General features: G+C 38.4%; 20 protein-coding genes. 4 read left to right on the plus strand and 16 right to left on the minus strand.

Features of this window, described 5'->3' with window-relative positions; translation table 11 throughout:
- Position 1 precedes the first annotated feature (1 nt).
- From MHH44_RS19850 to MHH44_RS19865, 4 genes are all read right to left on the minus strand, one after another.
- Positions 2-838 carry a putative RNA methyltransferase gene (locus MHH44_RS19850; protein WP_339263331.1) on the minus strand — a complete coding sequence of 279 codons (837 nt, stop codon included), beginning with the start codon at positions 836-838 and terminating at the stop codon, positions 2-4.
- A gap of 101 nt (positions 839-939) precedes the next feature.
- Positions 940-1818 carry a polysaccharide deacetylase family protein gene (locus tag MHH44_RS19855; RefSeq protein ID WP_340799407.1) on the minus strand — a complete coding sequence of 293 codons (879 nt, stop codon included), beginning with the start codon at positions 1816-1818 and terminating at the stop codon, positions 940-942.
- Positions 1819-1946: 128 nt separating this feature from the next.
- Positions 1947-2615 (minus strand): nuclease-related domain-containing protein, encoded by a 669-nt coding sequence (locus tag MHH44_RS19860; protein ID WP_065216121.1) that lies wholly within the window; start codon positions 2613-2615, stop codon positions 1947-1949.
- A gap of 58 nt (positions 2616-2673) precedes the next feature.
- Positions 2674-3393: a YjjG family noncanonical pyrimidine nucleotidase gene (locus MHH44_RS19865; RefSeq protein ID WP_065216120.1), complete on the minus strand. Its 720-nt coding sequence runs from the start codon at positions 3391-3393 to the stop codon at positions 2674-2676.
- A 132-nt stretch (positions 3394-3525) separates the two neighbouring features.
- On the opposite strand from MHH44_RS19865, the gene MHH44_RS19870 reads away from it, so the two are divergent.
- On the plus strand, positions 3526-4296 hold the full coding sequence (locus MHH44_RS19870) for a TSUP family transporter (protein WP_065216119.1): 771 nt from the start codon (positions 3526-3528) through the stop codon (positions 4294-4296).
- A 74-nt stretch (positions 4297-4370) separates the two neighbouring features.
- Here the strand turns inward: MHH44_RS19870 and MHH44_RS19875 are convergent, their stop codons facing one another.
- The 4 genes from MHH44_RS19875 to MHH44_RS19890 all read right to left on the minus strand — a co-directional run bounded on the left by MHH44_RS19875 (position 4371) and on the right by MHH44_RS19890 (position 7615).
- A complete protein-coding gene (locus MHH44_RS19875; RefSeq protein WP_065216118.1) occupies positions 4371-4841 on the minus strand; it encodes a DinB family protein in 471 nt (156 codons plus the stop codon).
- An 84-nt stretch (positions 4842-4925) separates the two neighbouring features.
- On the minus strand, positions 4926-5432 hold the full coding sequence (locus MHH44_RS19880) for a DNA-deoxyinosine glycosylase (RefSeq protein WP_008405879.1): 507 nt from the start codon (positions 5430-5432) through the stop codon (positions 4926-4928).
- A gap of 75 nt (positions 5433-5507) precedes the next feature.
- On the minus strand, positions 5508-7088 hold the full coding sequence (locus MHH44_RS19885; protein WP_340799408.1) for an amidohydrolase: 1581 nt from the start codon (positions 7086-7088) through the stop codon (positions 5508-5510).
- 17 nt (positions 7089-7105) lie between these two features.
- Positions 7106-7615, minus strand: a complete 510-nt coding sequence (locus MHH44_RS19890; RefSeq protein WP_014822488.1) for a fructose 2,6-bisphosphatase — start codon at positions 7613-7615, stop codon at positions 7106-7108.
- Between the two features lie 594 nt (positions 7616-8209).
- On the opposite strand from MHH44_RS19890, the gene MHH44_RS19895 reads away from it, so the two are divergent.
- The gene (locus MHH44_RS19895) at positions 8210-9952 is read left to right on the plus strand and encodes an ABC transporter ATP-binding protein (RefSeq protein ID WP_340799409.1); all 1743 of its coding nucleotides are present in this window, start codon (positions 8210-8212) and stop codon (positions 9950-9952) included.
- A complete protein-coding gene (locus MHH44_RS19900) occupies positions 9949-11688 on the plus strand; it encodes an ABC transporter ATP-binding protein (protein ID WP_008405883.1) in 1740 nt (579 codons plus the stop codon). The genes MHH44_RS19895 and MHH44_RS19900 overlap by 4 nt, the downstream gene beginning before the upstream one ends.
- Positions 11689-11733: 45 nt before the next feature.
- Here the strand turns inward: MHH44_RS19900 and MHH44_RS19905 are convergent, their stop codons facing one another.
- Positions 11734-13935 carry an MMPL family transporter gene (locus MHH44_RS19905; protein WP_065216116.1) on the minus strand — a complete coding sequence of 734 codons (2202 nt, stop codon included), beginning with the start codon at positions 13933-13935 and terminating at the stop codon, positions 11734-11736.
- Between the two features lie 181 nt (positions 13936-14116).
- Between MHH44_RS19905 and MHH44_RS19910 the strand changes: the two genes are divergently transcribed.
- On the plus strand, positions 14117-14989 hold the full coding sequence (locus tag MHH44_RS19910; RefSeq protein WP_014822486.1) for a MerR family transcriptional regulator: 873 nt from the start codon (positions 14117-14119) through the stop codon (positions 14987-14989).
- 144 nt (positions 14990-15133) lie between these two features.
- On the opposite strand, the gene MHH44_RS19915 is transcribed toward MHH44_RS19910, so the two are convergent.
- The 7 genes from MHH44_RS19915 to MHH44_RS19945 form a co-directional block, all read right to left on the minus strand.
- Positions 15134-15355: a hypothetical protein gene (locus tag MHH44_RS19915; protein ID WP_014822485.1), complete on the minus strand. Its 222-nt coding sequence runs from the start codon at positions 15353-15355 to the stop codon at positions 15134-15136.
- A gap of 86 nt (positions 15356-15441) precedes the next feature.
- Entirely contained in the window at positions 15442-15735 is a 294-nt protein-coding gene (locus tag MHH44_RS19920; protein WP_008405889.1) for an RNA polymerase alpha subunit C-terminal domain-containing protein, read from the minus strand.
- Positions 15736-15834: 99 nt separating this feature from the next.
- Positions 15835-17391: an alkyl hydroperoxide reductase subunit F gene (gene ahpF / locus MHH44_RS19925; protein ID WP_008405890.1), complete on the minus strand. Its 1557-nt coding sequence runs from the start codon at positions 17389-17391 to the stop codon at positions 15835-15837.
- Positions 17392-17618: 227 nt separating this feature from the next.
- Positions 17619-18182 carry an alkyl hydroperoxide reductase subunit C gene (gene ahpC, locus MHH44_RS19930; protein ID WP_008405891.1) on the minus strand — a complete coding sequence of 188 codons (564 nt, stop codon included), beginning with the start codon at positions 18180-18182 and terminating at the stop codon, positions 17619-17621.
- Between the two features lie 446 nt (positions 18183-18628).
- Positions 18629-18751: a hypothetical protein gene (locus MHH44_RS19935; RefSeq protein WP_340799410.1), complete on the minus strand. Its 123-nt coding sequence runs from the start codon at positions 18749-18751 to the stop codon at positions 18629-18631.
- A gap of 25 nt (positions 18752-18776) precedes the next feature.
- A complete protein-coding gene (locus MHH44_RS19940) occupies positions 18777-18899 on the minus strand; it encodes a hypothetical protein (RefSeq protein ID WP_008405893.1) in 123 nt (40 codons plus the stop codon).
- A 369-nt stretch (positions 18900-19268) separates the two neighbouring features.
- Positions 19269-19670, minus strand: a complete 402-nt coding sequence (locus MHH44_RS19945; protein ID WP_014822483.1) for a DUF948 domain-containing protein — start codon at positions 19668-19670, stop codon at positions 19269-19271.
- Between the last annotated feature and the right edge of the window lie 69 nt (positions 19671-19739).

Raw genomic sequence — 19739 nt, forward strand, 5'->3', positions numbered from 1 at the left:
ATCACTCCATTCCAATTAATAAATCTAAATCAATTGTAATTTCCTGTAATTGAATACTTTCTTTATCGTTAATATGCCAGCCCATCGGTGTCATTTCAAGCAGGTTTTGTACTAAATGTGCTTCAAGTGGTACTGTATAGGTAATTCTTTTTACTTCTGCATTTGCAAAACTTGCTTTAAAACGCTCAACTGTTTCGGCATTTGTATAGCTTTCCTTTTCCGAATTTGCAAACGCCTGTTTACGCAGTTCTTTTAAGTAATTTTCCTGTGGCACAACTTTAATTACTTTACCGCCCCGTTTTAATAGCCGTTTAAATTCATCGTAATTTGCAGGTGACAAAATATTTAAAATCGCATCAAAAGATTGCTCGTTGAATGGACTATTGGCTAAATCACCTACACACCATAGCTGTTCAGGATTATACTTTGCCGCTGCGATTACCCCTTCTTTAGAAATATCAATTCCTACACCAACAGGGCGATCAAGCTGTTCGCAAATACGATGTAAATGAGAACCTTCACCACAACCTGTATCTAAAATTACCGGCTGTTCTACTGTGATTTCCCGGGCAATGGCGGCTTGTAACCGATCATAGATTCCTGCTTGAATGACAGTATGGCGAGACTCGAATAATTCTTTTCCATACATTGATTGGATAGGTCGATTTAACATATAAACATAGCCTTGTTTTGCCACATCAAATGTATGATTCGATAGACAGCTCATTTTTCCTTCATTGCTTATCTCTATTCCCTGTTGGCATATAGGACAAGCAAAAAGTTGGCTATTGAATTGAAATTGCTGAATACTTAACGCTCGTTTTGATAATAGACCCATTATGGATCCTCCTTCATATGTGTTCGCTAGTATCGTACCATAAACTCATTCAAATAAAAAAAGGAAATAGTGGTCACTACTCCCTTCAAATACTTTTCAATCTATAATAGTTGGCTCGTTGTCACAAATTCATAACCTTCTTCTTTCAAATACAATATAACTTCCTCTAAAGCATCTGCTGATTGCTGATGAATATCGTGCATTAAAATAATCCCATTGTCCTTTGCTTGTGATTTTAAATTTGCCAATGTCTTTTTCGGTGTTTTATGCTGCCAATCAAGTGTATCAATATTCCACAGAACCGGCTTTATATCATCGATCGATTCCCTTACTTTTTCATCTATTGCTCCAAACGGCGGTCGATACATCGTAGGCGTCTTTCCTGTTGCATCACAAATTGCCTCGTTTGCTCGGTCGATTTCTGCTCGCATTTGTTGTGCGTTTAGCTTCGTCAAGTTTTTGTGGCTCCACGTATGATTGGCAATTTCATGACCGAAAGCATCCGCTTTTTTCACGACATCAGGATATTTTACAACGTTTTGACCGAGCACAAAGAATGTTGCCTTCACTTCATACTTTTGCAGTGTCATTAAAATTTGATCGGTCACATTTTTATGTGGACCGTCATCGAACGTAAGTGCAATTTTTTTATGAACGGCCTGTTGTTCTGGAGGTTGTTGTTGTTCATTTTCTTGTACAACATCGGCCTTCGTATTATCCAATATATTTTCAACCTTTATGTATGTTGTACAATTTCTGACCGGTGCCCCTCCGTCATTCATATAAAACGGCATCATTTTATTTAAGCTGTCGGTTGGCTCGTTTATATAACCTCTGGAAGCGGATGGCTCATAATAAGCAGCATTCATCGAAACCGCTTTATTACTTGCGTAAGTTGACGGTGTATCGATCCATAGGCGATATCCGAAAACTATTAATATTCCACATAATATGCTGAGCACTGTTATTTTTTTGCCCATTCTACTACCCTCCTTTCCTCTTCTATTTATTAGACGTATGAAGAGAGCAAAAAGTTAATAAAATATTGGATTTTTTTATAAATTTTTCCCATAAAAATAGCAAAGTAGAAAAAACTACTTCGCTCTGTTTACTTTGTCGATGTGGCGGTTTTTGAATGTAATGTCGTATTTTTCCCGTGCATAAAGGCTTCTAATGCTGTGTACACACTTTCAATCTCTGTTTCTGATAATCGTTTTCCTTCAAGTGTTTTTGCCCATTTTTTTAATTCCGCCATTTTTAGCACTTCTACATTTGAAGATTGAACTTCAATCTGCTGAAATGAGCAACCATTCGTAAAAACTACGAGCGTTTCAAATATTGTACCTTTTACTTCCGGCAGCTGGTCTTTTAATACATGAGTTAAACGTTTTGTTTCATGGATCGGGTTATTAAATACTTGTTTTTTATTTTTATGTAATAGCTCAATCCATTCAATACCCTGCTCCCGTCCATTAATCCAGCCTGATTTATCTTTCACATTTACTACATAGATCCCTGATTCATGAAGTAAAAGTGCATCAATTGTTTGTACTTCATTATGAACAGGAAGTTGGAGATTCACCATTACTTTTTTTATACCTTGAACATGCTCCAATTCCTTTACTAGCTGATCGGATATTCGGACACTCTTATTCATAAGCACATCAAAATAGGTATAGCCGGTCAATTGATAAAATGTTGTATTGTCATGAGTATATAATTTAAAAATAATGTAACCAATAATCGCAATTAGAACGACCAATAAAAATAAGGTCATTGCGTTCACTCCTTGTCTGCGGCATCGCAGTTCATTTTATATAACACTAATGCCATTCCTAAATTTCTATAGGCTGTTGAGAGTTGGCTTTATGACTGTTTATAATCGGCAAAAGCTGATCCAGCTTTTGTATTTCATAAGTTGGCCGAATTGTTGATGGTACTGCATTAAACGGATTAAGCCAGCATGTATCGATTCCGGCATTTGCGCCACCGATAATATCAGCACTGTAGGAATCACCAATGATCATCGCCTTGTTCGGGTCGAAATTTGGAATTCGTTCAAAAACATAATCAAAAAATGGCTTCATCGGCTTTTGATAGCCTGTATTTTCCGAAACGAAAACTTGCTTAAAATAAGGTGCCAAGCCTGTCACTTGGAGGCGTTTCATTTGTGTCTCGGCCAACCCATTCGATGTGATATACAGTTCATACTCAGGTTCCAATGTATTAATCAGCTCCAATGCGCCTTCAACAAACACTTTACTTTCCGCTAAATAGCCTCGGTACTCAGCGTCCAATGCCTTGCCATCCACTTCAATGCCAAAATGCTCAAATGTCTTGCCAAATCGGGTTTCCATTAAAATGTCACGAGTGATCAGCCCTTCTTCAAGCGAGCGCCATAAGCCCGTATTAATTTTTCGGTAAACATCCTCGGTCTGGGGTGTCAATGGAAGCTGATATGCTTCAAATAACTTCGGCAGTGCCAACTTTTCGGCAGCTTTAAAATCCAATAATGTATCATCCAAGTCAAATAATAAAAATTGATATTCCTTCATATGTGTACTCCGTTTCCATTATACTAATATATTAGCTTATCATAATCGAATCACAATTTTAACTATTTACACTACTCCTAATTTTCGATAGCATGAGAGTATTGCTCTATGTAAAGAAAGAAGGGTTCTTTTATGGGATTTGAGTTAGACCCACAACTAGTTATTATTTTAATTTGTTTTGGTTTTTTAGCAGCCTTTATCGATTCTGTTGTGGGAGGCGGTGGGCTTATTTCCCTGCCTGCATTAATGTTTGCCGGGCTAAATCCCTCTGCAGCTGTTGCAACAAACAAACTGGCCGGGACGATGGGATCATTAACGAGTACTATTACTTTTTATCGGTCTGGAAAGCTTGATATTAAATCCGTAATGAAGTATTTCCCATGGGTTTTTATTAGTTCCATGATTGGGGCTTGGATTGTCCATTTACTTGATCCAAATTTATTGAAACCATTAATGCTGATCATGCTGGCAGCTGTAGCAGTCTATACAATATTCAAAAAAGATTGGGGCAGCATTTCGGCGGTTAAAACTCTTTCAAAAACAAAGTATGTTTTATTTTTCCTAGTGATTTCACTAATTGGTTTTTATGATGGATTTTTAGGTCCTGGTACGGGGTCATTCCTGATTTTTGCATTTCTCATGGTCGGCTATGATTTTTTAAAGGCAGCCGGTAATGCAAAACTTCTTAATTTCGGGAGTAATATCGGGGCACTTTTAATGTTTATCTATTTAGGGCAAATCAATTATACATATGGCTTGATTATGGGGGCCGCTCAAATTGTCGGAGCAATTGTCGGTTCACGGTTTGCGATTAAACGCGGGAGTGGCTATGTGCGTGTCCTTTTCATTATTGTTACGATTACGCTACTTGCGAAAAATGGATATGATTTCTTCATGAAATAGAATGTATCGGATGTCCAATTATTGGGCATCTTTTTTAATTTAAAAAGCCCCGAAATATATTCGGGGCTGAGTTCTTATTGCATTTCTTTTGTCGGTCCCATTACTGGAGGTACCGGTAAACCTGCTTGGCGTAGTAATACTGTCATTTGGCCAATATGATGCGTTTGGTGTGTGATCACTTTGCTAAGTAGCTCACCGCGCTTCATCATACCACCAAATGCAGGTACCTCTTCTAAAAGCTGCTCCTCTGTTAATGTTGCCGCTTCTTTTTTATAAGCTTCGCGCACCATTTCATACTTCTCCACAATTTCCGTCATTGTCGCCGGCTGTTGCATATCAGGGCCTGGACCCGGAATCTGCAATCCTGCAAAATGGCCGAATGCGCCTGCTACACTTACTAAATGCCATGATAACCATCCTAATGAATTGTGATCATTTACGATGGCGATATGCATTTTGTCATCTGGAATGGCTTGCATTACTTTCAATGCTCCTTTTGATGAGATTGCCCAATCTTTTACAAAATCTTCTGCTACACGATACATTAACAATTCCCCTTTACTACGATTTATTTTTATCATACCGAATAAGAACGGATTGCGCTATAAATCAACATTTCAGATTTTTAATCAAGGTATATAATCCAGTAAGATGCTCCATATTTCAACTTTTTCATCAAAGGTTTTAATATTCTTCCCTGGAATCGGGCTTGTAGATGGCATTTTTTTATATGCCCGTCCATCCAATACTTGGAGCCCAATATGTCTTTTAAAAACATCAAAGCTTTTCCCGCCATTAAATAGGACAAGCTGTATTTGCGGGTATTTTTTAAACAGCTCCGAAAAGTTATTCGGTATTTCATTTTTTATTGTTGCATCAAGACTTCCTTCACGTTCACAGCTTTCGATGGAATCCCATAGCCCGATACAATGTTTACGAAGAAGTGCGATTCTTTCGTTATAGTCTTCCGGAATATCGATTGCTAGAAGCTTTCCTATAATTGGCCAAAAATGATTCCGTTGGTTGCCGTAGTATTGCTGTTTTTCCAGTGACTGCTTTCCTGGCATTGAGCCAAGAATAAGCACTTTTGTTTTCCCATCCACAATCGGAGGTAATATATTTTGGATTAGCTCCATCACAACTCCCACCATTCTTTACTGTTATTTTAATGATAAAAGAACCACATATAAGTATGCGGTTCTTTCACTCTATTATTCTTTTTTATATACAATTGATCCATTAACAACGGTCAATAATGCATTCGCCTGTAAAATGTCTTCAGCGCTGCAGTTCATTAAATCCGTATCGAGTATTGTAAAATCGGCATCATACCCTTGTCGGATATATCCGCGTTCGTCTTCTTTAGAAATTGCTTCGGCACTGCCAACGGTGTACATTTTCACTGCCTCATAACGGGTAAGCTTTTGTTCAGCATTATAGCCTTCATGTGTATCTTTCGGTTTCTTTCGCTCCACTGCCGCATATATTGTTTCAAATGGACTCATCGCTTCAATCGGGGCATCAGTACCTGCCGCACATATTAAACCTTCTTCTATAAACGTTTTCCACGCATAATGATGACCAGGGCGATTTTCACCAAGCTTCTCTGTTACCCATGGATAATCCGATGTAACAAAGGCCGGCTGCAAATCCAATATAATCGACAGCTTCTTCATTCGGGTAAGATGTTCTTCCGATACGATGCAGCAATGGATCAGGCGATCGCGCTTCCCGTCAGCTACAGGATATTTCTCTAAATATTGAAGCACCTGTTCCATTGCGCCATCACCGATTATATGAATGGCTACGGCTTCATTATACTTCCGTGCTAATTGTATGAGTGCTTCCATTTGTTCATCCGTATGAATGAGCATCCCTTTATTATGTTCATCATTTGCATATGGCGCCAATAATGCAGCCGTAGAGCCACCTAATGAACCATCCGCAAAAATTTTCATCGCACCCGCCTCAATAAATGGCTCATCAAATTGTGCATTGTCCGTTACCATTTCCTCAAATACCGTATGATGACGCAATAAATTGACACGGAAATGCTTTCGTTCACCTATTACGCTATGATAGGCAGTCAGCGGATTCGTATAATGGCCGTAATAGCCCATCTCTTCTGTATGCCCACCAGTTAAACCATAGGATTGCATATGTTCAATGGCCAGCTGCAATACTTCCGCTAAACTTTCAATATAGCTTTCTCCCTCTTGTTTGAATAGTGATGACACTAGGTTCGTTGCCTGTTCATACAACAATCCGTTCAGCTCACCGTTTTCATGGCGTCCAATCTTTCCGCCTTCGGGATTTTCAGTATCTATTGTAATACCCGCTAAATGAAGTGTGGTTGAATTCACTAAAGCAACATGGTGGCACACACGATTAAGGAATAGAGGGTTTTTTGTTACTGCATCCAATTCCTCTTTCGTTGGAATACGGCCATCTGTAAATTGATTTTCATTCCATCCGTCCCCAATGAGCCACTGCCCATCCTGTAGTTGGCTTGCCGCATTTTTAACCAGTTGCACAAGCTCTTCCCCACTTGTTGCTACTGTCAAATCAAGACGCATCAACTTTTCACCGTGTCCTATCATATGGAGATGACTATCTACAAAGCCGGGGTACATAACTGCGCCCTGCAAGTCGATAACATCATCTGCATATACTAGTAAATCGTCGAAAGCCCCTGTCTCCACGATTTTACCATCTTGTACAAGCACTGCCTGAACGGTCGCCCCTTCTTGCTCCATCGTATATATTTTGCCATTAGTCCATAGCTGCCTCATCTTCCGCTATCCCCCATCTACATATCAAAATCTTGTCGTGCATATGGTTCACCTATATTCATATGATCGAGAATCGGTTCATCTGATCCTTTATAAATAAACGTGATATCCTGCAATTCAGGTAAATTCTCAAAATAAGAGCGTGCTAACGTTTCAACAAACATATTGGCACCTGCAGAACCTTGAATCGTATATATATCGTCACCTAAATTAAGCACTAAGCTCTTATCCTTATTTTCCATTGTATAGTCAAGCAACACTACATCATGCTCATTTACTGTTGAAAAAATAAACGGCACCAGTTCTTCGTCATCGCTATTGAAATTTTCTTCAAATGGAACGGTATTCTCTGCATTCTCATCTGATTTATATAATGTAATCTTTTCCTCTTTCACTTTAGAGCTACCTTGTGTCACATTGTCTGTATTATTTCCCGGGACATTATTTACATCATCACTCATCTCTTTTGTCCCGCACGCTGCGAGCACGAGCGCAAATAACATGACCAATAACAATTTCTTCATCATTGCCTCACTCCTTTTGATGTATTACTTTCAAGATACAGAATAAATAAACAATTTTCAAACTTCCGATGACTTTTCTAAGTACTTGTTACGCTCAAAACATAGCTAAGTTTATCTAAATATAAGTAAACCATTAAATTTCAATACTGAAAATAAAATGTTTTCAAAAAATATTGACAATGGTAATTACCTCCAATATTATTAAGGAACACTAAATAAATTAAAACAAGGAAAGGAGTTTAGGGATATGATGACACCAATTGTAAAGTTACCAATTTCAACAGCGACAATTTCATATTGCCCTAACCTGAACTTTTGTTTTAATTTCGCACGTACTTGTAAATAAAAAGCACAGGTGTGGACTCCCCCTGTGCCCTTTTCGTTTTGACACCTTTTCGAAAAATCGGAATAGGTGTCTTTTTTGTTTGCATTGGCCGTGTTTTTAAATATCCGCGGAAAATGTACGATGCATTTTAGTGTAACAACATTTTAGGAGGGCTTTATATGACTATCATTTGGCAGCGAAAACTATTAAAAATGGATCGATACGATGATGGGTAGCAACACGATCAACAATGAAGAAAGAAGGTATACGTAATGTTTAATGTATTTGTGAAATTAAAGTGGTTTTTAAAACTGTACCGTAAGCAATATACAATTGCGATTGTGCTCCTTATGCTGGCGAGCTTTATCGAAGTCTTGCCGCCATGGATTTTAGGGGAAGCCATTGATGACATGACAAATGGAGATATGGATCAGATGCAGCTGCTTAAGTATGTAGGCTTCGTTATTGGCGCTGCCATCGTGAGCTACGCTTTAAACTTCATCTGGCAATACCAGCTGTTTGGCGGTTCGATCGCACTGGACCGTATATTACGTAAAAAACTGATGCACCAGTTTTTAAAAATGACTCCTACATTTTATGAAAAAAACCGTACCGGTGACTTAATGGCAAAAGCTACAAACGACTTGAATGCCGTAACATTGACAGCTGGCTTTGGTATTATGACACTCATTGATTCCACGGTCTATATGGCATTGATTATTTTAGCAATGGGCTTTTTCATTTCTTGGAAGCTGACATTTTTCGCGATGCTCCCGATTCCTGTCATGGCTCTAATCATTCAATATTTAGGAAAAATTGTTCATGAACGTTATATGAAAGCACAGGATGCATTCGGAGAGATGAATGACAATGTGTTGGAATCTGTTGCGGGAACTCGCGTAATCCGCGCGTACGTTCAAGAAGGAAAAGATGAAGAACGCTTCGCTGAAATGAGCGAAAACATTTTTGCCAAAAACATGCGCGTCGCTTATATTAACGGACTCTTTATGCCAATCACAAAAATTGGAACTGGCATTTGTTATGTAATCGCATTGGGCTATGGTGCTGTTCTTGTCTCAAATTCTGAGCTAACGGTCGGTCAGCTCGTTTCATTCAACGTATATTTAGGTTTGGCAATTTGGCCAATGTTTGCTATTGGCGAGCTGATCAATGTCATGCAGCAAGGGAGTGCTTCACTTGACCGTGTACAGGACACATTGGAATATGAAGCGGATGTACAAAACCCTCCTTCACCAATGACGCACCAAGTACCAAATTCTATCGGGTTTTCTGAGTTTACATTCCAGTATCCTCTATCTCAGGTAAAAAACTTGCAGCAAATCTCACTGAATCTGAAAAAAGGGCAGACACTCGGTATTGTCGGTAAAACAGGTGCAGGGAAAACAACATTTATTCGCCAACTGTTACGTGAATATCCGTTAGGCAATGGGCAAATCACCATTAATGATACGGACTTGGCACAAATGACAAAAGAACAAATATTGGACTGGATCGGCTATGTGCCACAGGACCATGTACTATTTTCCCGCACAATCCGCGAAAACATTTTATTCGGGAAAGAGGATGCTACGATTGGCGAAATCGAGGAAGCCATTCGTTTAGCAGACTTTGAAAAAGATTTATCAAATTTACCGCTTGGCATTGAAACACTTGTCGGTGAAAAAGGCGTATCTTTATCAGGTGGTCAAAAACAACGTGTATCAATCGCACGTGCCTTAATTAAAGATCCGGAAATTTTAATTTTGGACGATTCTTTATCAGCAGTCGATGCGAAAACAGAATCAAAAATCATTGAAAATATACAAACAGAGCGCGCTGGAAAAACGACAATCATTTCAACTCACCGCCTGTCAGGTATTCAGCATGCGGATGAAATAATCGTGCTGGATGGTGGTTATATCGTTGAACGAGGTACACATGAAGAGCTTCTACGCTTAGGTGGTTGGTACAAAGAGCAGTTTGACCGCCAGCAGCTTGAGGAGGTGGAGCAATGAGTACATCAAAACGACTGTACCTGTATGCTTTGAAATTTAAAAAACCGATTTTAATCGGATTAGCCTTATTAACAATTGCCGTTGCAACAGATATTGCCGGACCGTTCATTGCCAAATATATTATCGACCATCATATGGAACCGGGTAATCTGGAAGTAGAACCGATTGCAATCTTATTATCGATTTTCTTCTTATTGTCTGTTCTGACAGCAGTGTTCCGATATTTAATGTTCATCTTTTTACAACGAGGTGCAAACTTCGTTATTCAGCAGTTACGGAAGGATGTTTTCGGTCATATTCAAAAGCTACCAATTGAATACTTCGATAACCTGCCGGCCGGTAAAGTTGTAGCCCGTGTCACAAATGATACAGAGGCAATCCGCAACCTGTATGTAACTGTACTTTCGCAATTTGCGAACAGCTTTATTACCATTGCAGGGGTATATATAGCATTATTTATACTAAATTGGAAAATGGCACTGTTTGCTCTATTGCTTGTTCCGATTGTTTATATTTGGATGATTTTATACCGGAAATTCGCTTCCCAGTACAACCATATTATTCGAACAAAAATTGCGGACATTAACGCAATGATCAACGAATCGATTAATGGGATGACGATTATTCAGGCATTCCGCCGTGAAGAACAGATGAAGCAAGAGTTCGACGAGATGAATGATGAACATTACAAATACAACCGTAAGCTTTTATTGCTGGACTCTGCGACATCACATAACCTCGTAAATATTTTACGTCTTGGAATGTTTGCAGTTTTCGTTTATTACTTCGGCACCCAATCAATGACAATGCCTGAAGCAGTATCAGCCGGTACGCTATATGCGTTTGTTGATTATATTACACGCCTGTTCAATCCGATTACGAACTTAGTCAACCAGTTCTCTCAGCTGGAACGATCTTTAGTTGCAGGATCTCGGGTATTTGAACTGCTTGATCAGCAAGGGGAAGCTGTAAGTACAGAACGAATCGAACGCTATAAAGGAAATGTTGTGTTTGATCATGTATCATTCGCCTATAAAAATGATGAATATGTATTGAAAAATATTCATTTTGAAGCAAAAGAAGGCGAAACGATCGCACTTGTCGGTCATACAGGTTCAGGGAAAAGCTCAATTATGAATTTACTGTTCCGCTTCTACGACCCGCAAAAAGGCCGAATTATCATTGACGGGAAAGATATTACGAAACTTCCTCGCCAAGCGATCCGCGAACATATGGGAATCGTGTTGCAGGATCCGTATTTGTTCACCGGAACGATTGCCTCGAACATTAGCCTAAATGATAAGCGGATTTCAAGAGAAACTGTTGAAAAAGCGCTAGAAGCAGTCGGTGGCGAACGTGTTTTATCGAAATTCGAAAAAGGAATTGATGAGCCTGTTATTGAAAAAGGAAGTACCCTTTCTTCCGGACAGCGCCAGTTAATTTCGTTTGCGCGTGCGCTTGCATTTGATCCGGCTATTCTTATTCTGGATGAGGCGACATCGAATATCGACTCAGAAACAGAGGAAATTATTCAGCACGCAATGGATGTATTGAAAAAGGGACGTACGACATTTATTATCGCCCACCGACTTTCCACTATTAAAAATGCAGATAAAATTTTAGTATTGGACCGTGGTGAAATTGTTGAACAAGGCAGCCATGATGAACTTGTCGCACTTGGCGGTAAGTATGAACTTATGTATCGCCTGCAATCCGGTTCATTAACTTCTTCATAAAAAGAAGCGTACAGCCCCCTTCATTAGGGAGCTGTACGCTTTTTGCTATTCTTTAAGCTTTTTATTCGGCCAGTATGACCACTTACCAAATACCGTAATAAGGGCTGGTACGAGCAATGGACGTACGACAAACGTATCAAGCAGTACCCCAACCGCTGTAACAATACCGAATTGTACTAATAGCTGAATTGGTAATGATGCCAATACTAAGAATGTACCCGCTAAAATCAGACCCGCTGACGTAATAACTGCACCTGTTGAAGCAATACCATTTGAAATAGCTTGCTTATGCGCAGCGCCGCGTTTACGGTTTTTCCATATATCAGAAATCATGAAAATATTATAGTCGTTACCTAATGCGATAATAAATACGAAACTATATAGCGGAATCGAACTTGCCATTGCTTCGTGTCCTAAACCGTAATGGATGATCAGCCAACCTGCACCTAAAGCAGAGAAGAAGGATATCACTACTGTTACCATTAATTGAATTGATGTAATTAGAGCTCGTAAGTAAGCTAATAATACGATGAAAATAATAATAATCATAACAGGCTGAATAATGTTTTCATCGCCCGACTGAACAACTTTTGTATCTAGTTGAGAGCTTGTTTCGCCCCCTATCCAGAATTGGCCGTCTTTCAGATTGCTATCCGCAAGAATTCCCTTAACATCGTCTTTCATTTGCTCAACATCATCCATTGCTTCATTCGAATATGGATTTTTATCCAAATCGATTTCATAAAGTTGGATATTGTTATTTGTCTCACCTGTACGCATTTCTTTTACTACACCGACATATGGAAGCCTTAACAGTTGCTCTGTAATGTCCAGATCAGTACCTTCACTGTCTATTAATAACTGAACCGGTGCCAATTCGCCTGGTGTAAAGTTTTCTTCAATAATTTTAAATCCTTCACGTGAAGGCATATCTTCAGGGAATGAAGATATTAAATCGTAATTGTATTTAATATTTGTGGAAGCGAATGCTAAACCGATTAAAACCGCTCCCGCTACAATAATGACAAGCCATGGTTTTGATGTAACAAATTCACCAATCGCACGCATATAACGGTGATTTGGTTTACGTGGTTTATATGGTTTGTTTTTCTTTTCTGCATTCGCTTTTTCAGCTTCCTCCGTACGAGGAACAAACGGCCAAAATGCTGCACGGCCTAAAATGCCAAGAACGGCAGGGAGCAATGTAACTACGGCAAATCCTGTAATTAATACACCAAAGCTGAATGGAACGGCAAAACGCTGGAATGCGCCGTAATCTGCCAATGCCAATGTCGCTAAACCGATTACAACTGTTAAACCACTCATTACAATTGCGCCTGTTGATTCACGAACAGCCGATGCCAATGCCGTAAATTTATTATCTTCAGTCAACAATATGTCTCGATAACGTGTAATTAAAAATAAACAATAGTCCGTACCTGCACCAAACAGTAAAACAATCATAATCGCTACCGCTTGCGCATCTTTATCGATCCATCCATTTTCAGCCATAGCACCCAGTAAAGGACTTACAACTAAATATGCAATCCCTACTACTACTAACGGGATAATCGCTAAAATTGGCGAACGATAAATTACTAATAAGATGACTAAAATTATAATTACAGTGGCAATCATAAGTTGTACGTCAGCTGCTTTGAATAGATCCGTCGCATCAATAGAGATACCAACCGGTCCAGAAAATCGGGCATGAAGTCCTTCATCTTCCAAGTTTGTATCATACGGATTTTCTCCGAATTGGCTTTCTGTACGTTCTTGAATAATCGCTAAATTTTCTTTTAAAACATCTGAGTTTTTCTCAGTTGAGAAGAAAACAGGTGTGACAAGTGCTGCACCGTTCTCAGAAAGTGAACCCATTAATGCTGTAACGGGAAGTTCATGGAATGGCGGAATTGTTTCCTGCCCATCTAACGGCTCATCTGCCAGTTGTTTGTATAACCCTTGAATATTTGTCAGATCTTCTTCTGTAAGACCTGATTCGTTGTACCAAGTAATTAATAGTGGTATACCACTATCTGACGAGAATTCTTCTTCCATAATGTTTCCTGCTTGAATCGAAGTATAAGTATCAGGGATTTCATCACCCGAATAGTTTTCAACACTATTAACTTGCGGGAAGATAAGTGCAAACACAACCGCAAACATAATCCATAATGCAACAACTATCCAACGTGTTTTTTTACCGCCCATTACACTTCCCCATTTTTCCAATGGATGTTTAGCCATAACATAGCCCCCCTCTTCTTCTTTTTAGCTCTCCAAATATTACAAGGTACTCATGACATTTTATGGTACCCTTAACTCAAGTTATACAAACATTGTACAATATACGAAAAACATTTGACAAGTACTTTCTTTTTCGGTTGAATAGAGTTTAATAAAGGATCACTTTAGGAGGTGGTAAAATATGACTAAAAAGACTTATTCGATACAACAAGTATCCAGCTTAACAAATCTTTCTAAACAACTGATCCGAAAATGGGAAGATCGCTACCAAATCATTCAACCCGACAGATTAGACAATGGCTATCGAGTGTATACGGAAGATGAAGTTCAGACGTTAATGCAGCTGAAACAATATATAAATAGCGGTATGACAATCAAACAGGCGGTAGATCACTACATTAAAAATAAGGATATACCAGAAGCAGACCCTGTATCATTCTTCCACAAAGCACTGATCCAGGCTGGTACAGAAGCAAATGAGCATGAAATTTTGCATTTGCTAGAACAAGCCCACCATAAATTCGGAGTAGAGAAGCTGATTCAGGACATTGTCGTTCCCTTCCTTCATGAAGTCGGACAGCTATGGTGTGAAAAAGCATGGGGAGAATATCAAGAAGCTATTAGCAGTCAAACAGTGCGTGACTTTTTAAGCCACATTCGTCGACACTTTTTTGTTCCGGACGATGCGCCACTCGCGTTAGGGAGCTGTCTACCTGGAGAGAGACATGAAATCCCAATGCAAATTTTGCTTATTCAATGTATGTTGCGAGGTTACCGTACATTAATGCTCGGTCCTTCACCTGCTCCAACAGCAATACAATCTGCCATCGCCCTGAAGAAGCCGGCTATTGTTTTGCTAACCGGATCAACTGAGATTGCATACAACGAATTTGCCCAATCCGTTCACACACTTGAAAAATTAGCACAAGTTCACGAACATATTTCATTTTTTATAGGGGGTGCAGGTACAGAACAATTTTATGAACAGTTCCAATTAAAAGCATTAAAATTAGCACGAACAATTGAGGATATCCTTCCTCCCGCTAACCTTTAGGAATATTGTATACTGAGCTCACTGTATTTTCCATTTACAGCGAGCTTTTTTCTGCTTGTTTCCAGGAATCAAAAATTGACCACTTTGCTTATTCGCAAAATGGTCAATCTTTAGACTGTCTATACTGTTTTTTGAGTTTTAATTTTACGCATCTTTCGTTTCATCCGGCTGGTTTTTACGTTCACTGCCTGATGTCGTTTTTGTGTTTGCATTATGTTTCTCATCTTTTACTTGATCATTTAATTCTTCCACCGGGATTGGATCCACAAATTTCATTTCCTCATCTATATCGAAAATGCTTTCCTTTTCGGTATTTAATAAATCCGGATTATCAAGCTTTTTATGCTTTATTTTATCGTCTCTCATTAATAAAAGCCTCCTTTTCGAATAGTCTCCTATCCTTTACCCGAAAAAAGAGATCGTTACACTTTTACTTTCAAATACATGTTTTCTTAACTTTTAAAATCTAAGCCTTTCTCTGCCAACGCATGTTTTAATGTGGGCAATGTCGCAGGTCCAATACCATGCAATTTTAAAATTTCTTTTTCCGTATAATCAGCAAGCTGCGCCAACTCGGTAATCCCTGCGTTTATCAGCGCATTACATGCAGGTGAGGATAAGCGAGATAAAAATCCTTCTGACGGTTTATTCTCCTGCTCACATTTAGGGCATGTTCCACAATCAGTACTTTTATAATACCGATGACCCACCGGACAAATGCGCAATGTCCTTTCCCTTTTCACCATTCCCATCAACTCCTCTTTCAGTTACAGTTTTATCTACTCTTCATTATTCTACCGTTCAAAAAAATCCGTTGCACGATTTTACGTACAACGGATTTCAATTTATGCTTTTACAAAATCACGTGAATCAACATTTCGAATCATATAGTCAAATGCCCCTAAAGCTGCTGTTGCGCCAGAACCCATTGAAATGACAATTTGTTTATACACCGTATCCGTGCAATCACCTGCAGCAAAGACTCCCGGAATATTTGTAGCCCCGTGGTTATCTACAATAATTTCACCATGCGCATTCATGTTTACCGTCCCTTTAAGGAACTCTGTATTTGGCAATAAACCAATTTGAATGAATACACCTTGTAATTCAATATGTTTTTCTTCACCAGTAGCAACGTCTTTATACATTAAACCATTCACTTTATCCGTTCCTGTAATTTCAGTAGTTAAAGCATTCGTAATGACTGTAACGTTTTTTAAACTGTAAACGCGCTCTTGTAACACTTTATCCGCCTTCAACTCACTGTTACGCTGTATTAGCGTAACATGATTTACAATACCTGCTAGGTCAATAGCCGCTTCTACACCAGAGTTACCGCCACCGATTACCGCTACATCTTTCCCTTTAAAAATCGGACCGTCACAATGCGGACAATACGCAACACCTTTATTTTTAAATTCTTCCTCACCAGGCACCTCTAGTTGACGATAACGAGCACCCGTAGAAAGGATAACTGTTTTCCCTTTTAATACCGCGCCATTTTCTAACGTTACTTCAATAAAATCTTTTTTCTCGATCTTTGCAGCACGTTGGGATTTCATCACATCGATATCATAGTCTAATACATGCGCTTCTAAGCTTGATACAAATGCCGGACCTTCTGTTGCCTTTGTTCCAATAATATTTTCGATCGATAACGTATCGTTAACTTGACCACCGAAGCGATCGGCTACAATACCTGTACGAATCCCTTTACGCGCCGAATAAATAGCGGCTGCAGAACCGGCAGGACCGCCACCTACTACTAATACATCAAAAGCTTCTTTATCTGCAAATTCCGAGCCGTCTGATACTTCACCTAACTTTGTTAAAATATCTTCCAGCTCCATACGACCACCACCGAAGTTTTCGCCGTTTAAATATACAGTAGGCACCGCCATAATATCTCGCTCTTTAATTTCAGATTGGAATGCTCCACCTTCGACCATCGTGTTCGAGATATTCGGATTTAAAACCGCCATAATGTTTAAAGCCTGCACTACATCCGGGCAGTTGTGACAAGTTAAACTTACATACGTTTCAAACTTCAACGGCTGTTTGATCGCCTGAATACGCTTTACAACTGCTGCATCAATTTTTGGTGCACGTCCTGAAACTTGTAAAAGCGCTAAAACTAATGATGTAAATTCATGACCAAGTGGTAACCCGGCAAATGTAATACCAGATTCTCCTTCGCCTACTTTATTAATACTGAAACTTGGTGTACGTTCTAATAAAGCATGTTGCACCGTAATACGAGGAGACATCTTTTCCAACTCTTCAACTAAATTGAGCATTTCTTGCGATGTCTTGTCGTCATTAACGCTCACTTTAATTAATAAATCACCTTCCAGCATTGATAAATACTGTTGTAATTGCGCTTTAATTTGATTATCTAACACTGCACAAGCTGCTGTATGAACCCCACTTACCGTTCTCTCCCGAAAAATAAGCGGCCATTCTCTCTCTAATACAGCAAACCCTTCACCTCTTTCATATTAAATTAGAAGATAGAGAGCTTACCTTTCTTTTCCCTATTTAAAAACAGAGCGACAAAAATCAAGCCGTAACGGTTGTTTTTTGTCGCTTACTTGTTGTTATTTAATTACGCAAAGGCGTAATTGATTTCTTAGATTTTACCTACTAAATCTAAGCTTGGTGTTAAAGTTTCGCCGCCTTCTTCCCATTTAGCTGGGCAAACTTCACCTGGATTGTTACGTACATATTGAGCTGCTTTAATTTTGTTCACTAAAATCGAAGCGTCACGGCCGATGCCGCCAGCATTAATTTCTAATGCTTGTACAATACCGTCTGGATCGATGATAAATGTACCGCGCTCTGCTAAACCATCTTCTTCGTTTAATACATCAAATGCCTTAGAAATTGTATGAGATGGGTCGCCAATCATGATGTACTCAATTTTGCCAATTGTTTCAGAAGTATCGTGCCATGCTTTGTGAGTGAAGTGTGTATCAGTCGATACTGAGTAAACTTCCACTCCTAAAGATTTTAAAGTAGCATATTCGTTTTGTAAGTCTTCCAACTCTGTTGGGCAAACGAATGTGAAGTCTGCTGGGTAGAAGCATACTACTGACCATTGTCCTTTGAAGTTTTCTGAAGTTACGTCGATGAATTCACCTTTTTGGAATGCTTTCGCTGCGAATGGTGCGATTTCTTTACCGATTAATGCCATTTTAAAATTCCTCCTATACATATATCAATGAAATAATTATTATAAAATAATTATTATTACCATCTAGAATTATCTTATATTAGTAATATTTCGTCAACCTTCAGCAACCTAAATTCATGGAATTCTTCTTTAAAACCTACAAATTAATGTCACACAGTAAAGTATCAATATTGTTAATACAAGAAAATCGTCCTTTAAAATAAAATTTTGTCTATAATACATTATTTTTGTATATTTCATTTTAATGGAGATAATTATCCTATAACTAATATTCTTCCCTCACACTTTAACTGACAGCTAGTACTCTTTCTAATAGTTGCCATTCTCGATTAACATATGATCCTTCTTATAAACGAGAAAAATAGACATTTCTTCTATCGATATTACCTTACAAATAAAAAGGCCTATGCAGAAAGCTTTCACTTCCTGCATAGACCTTTCTTTAATTAATTTGTAAATGACATCACAGCATTTTTGTATTTCGCTAAAAATGCAGCAGCCTCGCTTTTCGTTGTGTACTCGAACATACGAATGTCATTTGGATTATTGAACACTGTTACTACCCACATATTGTTTCCGCTCCTTTTAAAGTCTTTATTTTGTATATGATAAGATTGCATTTGTATATTTTTCTAACTTGGACGTCGCTTCATTTTTTGTCGTATATTCGAATATACGGATATCGTTTATATTGTTAAATACCGTTACTACCCACATGTTTCATTCTCCTTTTTTATAAAACTGTATTATAAATAGTCGATTGTTCCGTGACAGTTGCAAATTGTTATATAACACTCTTTCTGTTTTCTATTTTACTCTAATTTATTTGAAATGAAACCTTAAAATCCCTCTTTTCACAATGTATTCATAATTTATCTGATTTCTTTGAACACTTTGTGAAGGTCCTGGATTCAAGGTTTTAAACAAAAAACAGAAGAATAAACAGTAAGCCAGCAAGTTCTGTTCTAGTACAGAATAATAACGCTTACATATAAAATTGCGTTCATATTCAATTGGCCATTTTTTTATTTTCAATACAGAATGAAAATAAAAAAGGAATGTATAAAATTATACATCCCTTTCCCATTATGCTTTCCGCTGAATAATACCCATTGCAGTATTGGTCCAACGTTCTACTTCGGCTTGTCGGTTTGGATCATTGTTCGCTTTCTTCATAACCTTCGCAGTCGCATCGTGTGAGACATCACTCACTTGGTTTAATACATCACCTGTATGTTTGATAGATTGAATGACAGACTGGACAGATTCTTTTTTAAATTCGATATCTGCTTTCATACGATCGACTGTTGTTGTTAATTTTGTTGTTTCCGTTTGAATTGGGTTCAGCTGTTTTTTCATTCCTTCAGCATGTGCCAATAACAGAGTTACAACTTTTTTTATCGGTCCAATTACTGCAACAATACAGACGATTAACAGAACTACAGCAATTCCTAATATAACGAGAGCTGCTAAAAACCATGGATTCATAAAATATGCCTCCTTATTAAAATTCCTTTATTCCTTACTTATACCCAACTTACTCCTAACAATACACTA

Origin of the sequence: Solibacillus sp. FSL K6-1126, assembly GCF_038003445.1 — a bacterium.
Classification (GTDB): domain Bacteria; phylum Bacillota; class Bacilli; order Bacillales_A; family Planococcaceae; genus Solibacillus; species Solibacillus silvestris.

Excerpts from the sequence above, each read along its gene's own strand:
- MHH44_RS19890 (WP_014822488.1), bottom strand. The coding sequence starts at position 7,615 with ATGATGAAGAAATTGTTATTGGTCATGTTATTTGCGCTCGTGCTCGCA.
- MHH44_RS19850 (WP_339263331.1), bottom strand. The coding sequence starts at position 838 with ATGGGTCTATTATCAAAACGAGCGTTAAGTATTCAGCAATTTCAATTC.
- MHH44_RS19860 (WP_065216121.1), bottom strand. The coding sequence starts at position 2,615 with ATGACCTTATTTTTATTGGTCGTTCTAATTGCGATTATTGGTTACATT.
- MHH44_RS19855 (WP_340799407.1), bottom strand. The coding sequence starts at position 1,818 with ATGGGCAAAAAAATAACAGTGCTCAGCATATTATGTGGAATATTAATA.
- MHH44_RS19945 (WP_014822483.1), bottom strand. The coding sequence starts at position 19,670 with ATGAATCCATGGTTTTTAGCAGCTCTCGTTATATTAGGAATTGCTGTA.
- MHH44_RS19935 (WP_340799410.1), bottom strand. The coding sequence starts at position 18,751 with ATGTGGGTAGTAACAGTGTTCAATAATCCAAATGACATTCGTATGTTC.
- MHH44_RS19900 (WP_008405883.1), top strand. The coding sequence starts at position 9,949 with ATGAGTACATCAAAACGACTGTACCTGTATGCTTTGAAATTTAAAAAA.
- ahpC (WP_008405891.1), bottom strand. The coding sequence starts at position 18,182 with ATGGCATTAATCGGTAAAGAAATCGCACCATTCGCAGCGAAAGCATTC.
- MHH44_RS19865 (WP_065216120.1), bottom strand. The coding sequence starts at position 3,393 with ATGAAGGAATATCAATTTTTATTATTTGACTTGGATGATACATTATTG.
- MHH44_RS19915 (WP_014822485.1), bottom strand. The coding sequence starts at position 15,355 with ATGAGAGACGATAAAATAAAGCATAAAAAGCTTGATAATCCGGATTTA.
- MHH44_RS19905 (WP_065216116.1), bottom strand. The coding sequence starts at position 13,935 with ATGGCTAAACATCCATTGGAAAAATGGGGAAGTGTAATGGGCGGTAAA.
- MHH44_RS19940 (WP_008405893.1), bottom strand. The coding sequence starts at position 18,899 with ATGTGGGTAGTAACGGTATTTAACAATATAAACGATATCCGTATATTC.
- MHH44_RS19895 (WP_340799409.1), top strand. The coding sequence starts at position 8,210 with ATGTTTAATGTATTTGTGAAATTAAAGTGGTTTTTAAAACTGTACCGT.
- MHH44_RS19910 (WP_014822486.1), top strand. The coding sequence starts at position 14,117 with ATGACTAAAAAGACTTATTCGATACAACAAGTATCCAGCTTAACAAAT.
- MHH44_RS19920 (WP_008405889.1), bottom strand. The coding sequence starts at position 15,735 with ATGGTGAAAAGGGAAAGGACATTGCGCATTTGTCCGGTGGGTCATCGG.
- MHH44_RS19885 (WP_340799408.1), bottom strand. The coding sequence starts at position 7,088 with ATGAGGCAGCTATGGACTAATGGCAAAATATATACGATGGAGCAAGAA.
- MHH44_RS19875 (WP_065216118.1), bottom strand. The coding sequence starts at position 4,841 with ATGTATCGTGTAGCAGAAGATTTTGTAAAAGATTGGGCAATCTCATCA.
- MHH44_RS19870 (WP_065216119.1), top strand. The coding sequence starts at position 3,526 with ATGGGATTTGAGTTAGACCCACAACTAGTTATTATTTTAATTTGTTTT.
- MHH44_RS19880 (WP_008405879.1), bottom strand. The coding sequence starts at position 5,432 with ATGGAGCTAATCCAAAATATATTACCTCCGATTGTGGATGGGAAAACA.